We start from the raw sequence: 4,077 nt of genomic DNA on the forward strand, positions 1-4,077 counted from the left end.
CCGCTAATCGCTGACAAGGCCTTGGTACACCATGAAAAAATCAACTTTGATCCGAAGCGATAAGCCGCATTCTGTCCAAGTGACCGAAGGCTCTAGCGTTGCCCAAAGAAAATCCACACCCGAAAAACCGAGCTCGCCGGATACGCCAAAAACACCCGAGCCTTTGAACAACATACAACTGGCCCCTGAAGTCAAAGCGGTCAAGCCCCGTAAAGCCGCAACATCCAAGGCGCTTGAAGCCCCTGAACCCACGCCAGCGCCTGCCGCATCCAAAGTCCCTGTGGCGGCCAAACCGCCCAAAGCCCAACGCAAACCGGCGGCCAAAACAGCCTCCCGAAAACCTCGAAACACCAGCGGCGTCAAGATCCATGCGGCGAGGGAGACATCTTTGCCTGCGGCGCCCGTCTTGCCGGTTTGGGAGCAAGACAACCCCGTCAAAGCCCGCATTGAAGAACTTCAAGCCCTCAACGCACAGTTGACCGAACAACTTCAGCGTCTTCCTACCACCCGAACCCTGCGAGGAGCCACGCCATGAGCGAAGCCAACTTCACCCCCACTGAGCCCGTTTTGGTGGACACCCCCATCACCGAACCTGCTGAACCTACTGAGCCGGTGCTGATGGACAAACCCGCTGCGGCCGCAGCGCCCCCTTCGCCCGCTGCCAAAGCCCCCACCAAAGCAGAGGCTGCGACGGGGCCAACGGCACATGCGGCCAGCGCCGTGGATGAACGCGCCTACCAGCAGTACCAAGCACTGGCCCAAGTGGTGCTCGACTCTGCCCACATCGCGACCAAGTCGGCCACTGCCGCTGCAGCGGCCAGCCGCGACATGCACGCCGCAACGGGTGAGTTTCGGACTTTGACCGAAACCGGTCACAAAAAAGCCTTGATTCTTTTGGCCGCAACGGGCGGTTTGCTGATCATCTGCCTGATTTTCTTTTTGACCATGGGCGTTCGCATGAACAGCCGCATCAACCAACTGGACAGCATGATGCTGGCCGTCGGCAAGCGGGTGGTGGACCTCAATGCCGGTCTGGAGTCGCTCGATGTGATCAACAAAAGCATCGAGTCACTGACAGCGCAACAAGTGGAGCAGGCCAAAACCCAAGGGCAACTGGAAACCCGCATCAACGAAGCCCTGAAAAAGTCTGAAACCTTGGTGCAGGGCGTGCCGGGAGAAACTGCCAAACAAGTGGCGGCCACCAGCGACAACTTGCTCAAACAAGTGCAAGGGATCAACAGCAAGTTGCAGACCCAAGCCGGCGCCGTACAAGCACTGGGCACCGAGGTCAAAGCTTTGAAAGGTGCTGTGGGCAACGTCGACAAATTGAACCGCGATGTCGAAGCCCTGGTGACTTTGCAAAAAGAGCGCTATCTGGAGACGCTGCAGAAAAACAACAGCACACAATCCCGTGAAAAAGCGGTTCAGTTTCCCCGTGTCGCGCCCCCCAAGCCAGCCGATTCAGCCCCAGCAGCCGGCCCTCAAAGCAGCTCTACTGGGTCCAAATAAACCATGAAAAACGGGTTGAATGCTTCACTGGATGCAAACGGCGATGTAAGTCAAAACAAAGACGCCGTCCGGTGGGATCTTTCGCCAATAACCCATTTCATTGACCGTGGCCACCACCTGGCCCGTCATCTTGGGGCCCGCATAACTGGTCATTTGACCCACGCGGTGCATTTTGTATTCGCAGTCGTATTCGTTCAGGTAGCGACGAGATCTGACCCCATCGGGATCGGCCGTTTTCAGGTCTTGCATCTCCCAGACTTTGCGAATCCGGTCGGCTTTTTCGATGCTGTTGCGGTTGACAAAAAGCGTTACCTCGGGTGTTTCACCAATGCGCGTCCAGGCCATGGCCCCCTGTGGCCCCAAAGCAGACAAGGCCAGCAGCGCCAGCAAGGCCATTCGAATGTGCGATCTTTTTGAAAAGCCCAACATGTTCATGTTCCATCTCAAAAAAAAGTTCCTGCAAGGGTCACCACATGTCCCCCGGCGCCCAATTTAAACCGCGAAATGCCGGGCAAGTCGTGGGTGTTGACACCGCCCAAATCCAAGCGGCTGACGCCCTGTGCTTTCAGATAAGCCATGGCTTTCCAAAGCAGCGCATTGTGCGCATTCAAAGCACGGCCCTCATCATTGGCCCATCCCATATGGTAACTGGCCACCTGTCCATGGATCAAAAAAAGCATGCCCGCCACAGTCTCTTTGCCCAGTTCGGCATACACCACCACAAAGGCTTGTTGAGGGCTGGCGCATTGCTCAATGTAAGCGGGCACGAAGTCGGTCGGCAGCCCATGGAATTGGCGCGCTTCCCGCTGGTCGGCCTCTTTGCCCAGCAGCCAAGTGCTCCGCTTCAAACTCGGTACCGCATGGACCTGGAGTTTGTCGTGGGTCAACACCTTGTTGAGCCGGTTGCGCCACTTGCCGTCCATGTTGGACTTCAAAACCTCAAGCGGCAAGCTCAGATCCAGGTAGGCCGTGGCATAGCCGGTCATCACACGCGAGAAACCTTTGAGTGCTTCGGGGGCCAACTGCGCAACCGTCTCGTCCGGAGAGACCAGCATGACCCGAAAAGGGGGCAATGGCAAGGACCGCTTGAGCAACTGGTAGATCTGTGCCCGCTGCGCCGGCGTCACATCGGGATGCCACACAGGCCCGCGCGTGCAAGAAGCCATGGACACATAGCCCAGAAACCGTCGGCACATGAATTGGGCCACGCCCATCAGGCGGCCCTCATCCCAAAACACCGCGCGCTCGACCCGGATACCCAAAGACATCAAGGCCTCGCCGTAGGCCCAAGACTGCTGCAAAGCACCCCGATGTTCACGGTGAAATGGGGCCCAAATGTCGGGGGACGCAAACTTCCATTCAATGTTCATATTGTCATAATAGGCAAATTTTTTAAATTCATTCAAGAACGTTCGACTTATGTCGATTTATACGTGTCGAATCGCCTTGAAAAACGATGATTTCCAAAGCCAAAACCGCCATCCACGGACACGACATTCCGAAGTCGCGACTGACCCCCTCAGGTTGGGCTTGGTTGGCACTTTACTTGGGTCTTCCAGTCTTGGTTTTGGGTAATTTGCTGGATTTTTTCTTTCAATGGGCGTTGGGTTGGTGCATCGGTGTTTGGTGCATTGTCTAAAACAAAAGGGCCATCATGTTTTTCTTTATCGGTTTAGCCGTTGTTTTTGGAGCCGTCTTTGGGGGCTACGTGATTGCCGGCGGCAAGATGGCACCCATCATCAAAGCCGCGCCTTTTGAGTTTTTGATCATCGGTGGCTCGGCCATTGGTGCCTCGCTGGTGGCCAACAGCTTTCCTGTTTTCAAAGCCGCCATGGCCGGCATCGGCACCTGCATCAAGGGCCCCAAATGGCACCAAGCCGATTATTTGGCGCTGATGCTCTTGATCGGCAAGCTGCAAGGCGTGATGAAAAAAGAGGGCATCGTGGCCTTGGAATCCCACGTGGAAAACCCAGACGCCAGCCCCATTTTTGGCGAATTCCCCAAATTGGCCAAAGACCACTCGATTGTTCAAATGATTTGCGACCCCCTGCGTTTGATGGTCATCTCGCAGGGCAATTTGGATGCCGACGCCTTGGACGATTTGATGAAGAAAGCCATCAAGGTCCACCACCACGAGGCCCTTTTGGCACCTGGCGCTTTGGCAGGCATCGCTGGCGGTCTGCCCGCTTTGGGTATTGTGGCTTGCGTGTTGGGTGTGGTGAAAACCATGGGATCGATTGACCAGCCGCCACCGGTTTTGGGCGCCCTGATTGGATCGGCCTTGGTGGGCACCCTGATGGGCGTGTTCTTGGCTTACGGCATGTTCGAGCCCTTTTCTGGCCGCTTGACGCAAATCATCAACGAAGACGCGCAAGCTTACGATGTGATCCGCGAAATGATCGTGGGCAACCTCAAAGGCCACCCACAGCCTTTGGTCATTGAATCGGCCCGGGCCTGTTTGGCACACCACTGTCAACCGAGCTTCTCTGAAGTCTTTGACGGCATGCGAGGCAGTTGATGGCCGAAGAAAAACCCCCAGCCGACGCCAAAGCAGACGAAGCCGCTGCG

6 protein-coding genes are annotated in these 4,077 nt (G+C 56.2%); 4 read left to right on the forward strand and 2 right to left on the reverse strand.

Translation table 11 applies throughout. From position 1 onward, the window contains the following. The first annotated feature begins 31 nt into the window (after nt 1-31). Nucleotides 32-535, forward strand: coding sequence for a hypothetical protein (locus tag B472_RS17040; RefSeq protein ID WP_133176138.1), 504 nt, complete (start codon nt 32-34; stop codon nt 533-535). Then, nucleotides 532-1,509: a hypothetical protein gene (locus B472_RS16640; protein WP_019428376.1), complete on the forward strand. Its 978-nt coding sequence runs from the start codon at nt 532-534 to the stop codon at nt 1,507-1,509. The genes B472_RS17040 and B472_RS16640 overlap by 4 nt, the downstream gene beginning before the upstream one ends. A 24-nt stretch (nt 1,510-1,533) precedes the next feature. Here the strand turns inward: B472_RS16640 and B472_RS16645 are convergent, their stop codons facing one another. Both B472_RS16645 and B472_RS16650 read right to left on the reverse strand, forming a co-directional pair. Beyond that, nucleotides 1,534-1,938 (reverse strand): surface-adhesin E family protein, encoded by a 405-nt coding sequence (locus tag B472_RS16645; RefSeq protein ID WP_238147478.1) that lies wholly within the window; start codon nt 1,936-1,938, stop codon nt 1,534-1,536. 14 nt (nt 1,939-1,952) lie between these two features. Next, nucleotides 1,953-2,879: a GNAT family N-acetyltransferase gene (locus tag B472_RS16650; protein WP_019428378.1), complete on the reverse strand. Its 927-nt coding sequence runs from the start codon at nt 2,877-2,879 to the stop codon at nt 1,953-1,955. A gap of 86 nt (nt 2,880-2,965) precedes the next feature. On the opposite strand from B472_RS16650, the gene B472_RS16655 reads away from it, so the two are divergent. Both B472_RS16655 and motA read left to right on the forward strand, forming a co-directional pair. After that, nucleotides 2,966-3,148 carry a hypothetical protein gene (locus tag B472_RS16655; protein ID WP_019428379.1) on the forward strand — a complete coding sequence of 61 codons (183 nt, stop codon included), beginning with the start codon at nt 2,966-2,968 and terminating at the stop codon, nt 3,146-3,148. Nucleotides 3,149-3,163: 15 nt separating this feature from the next. Beyond that, nucleotides 3,164-4,027, forward strand: coding sequence for a flagellar motor stator protein MotA (gene motA, locus B472_RS16660; RefSeq protein WP_019428380.1), 864 nt, complete (start codon nt 3,164-3,166; stop codon nt 4,025-4,027). Nucleotides 4,028-4,077: the final 50 nt, after the last annotated feature.

This window comes from Limnohabitans sp. Rim28 (assembly GCF_000293865.2).
GTDB lineage: Bacteria > Pseudomonadota > Gammaproteobacteria > Burkholderiales > Burkholderiaceae_C > Limnohabitans_A.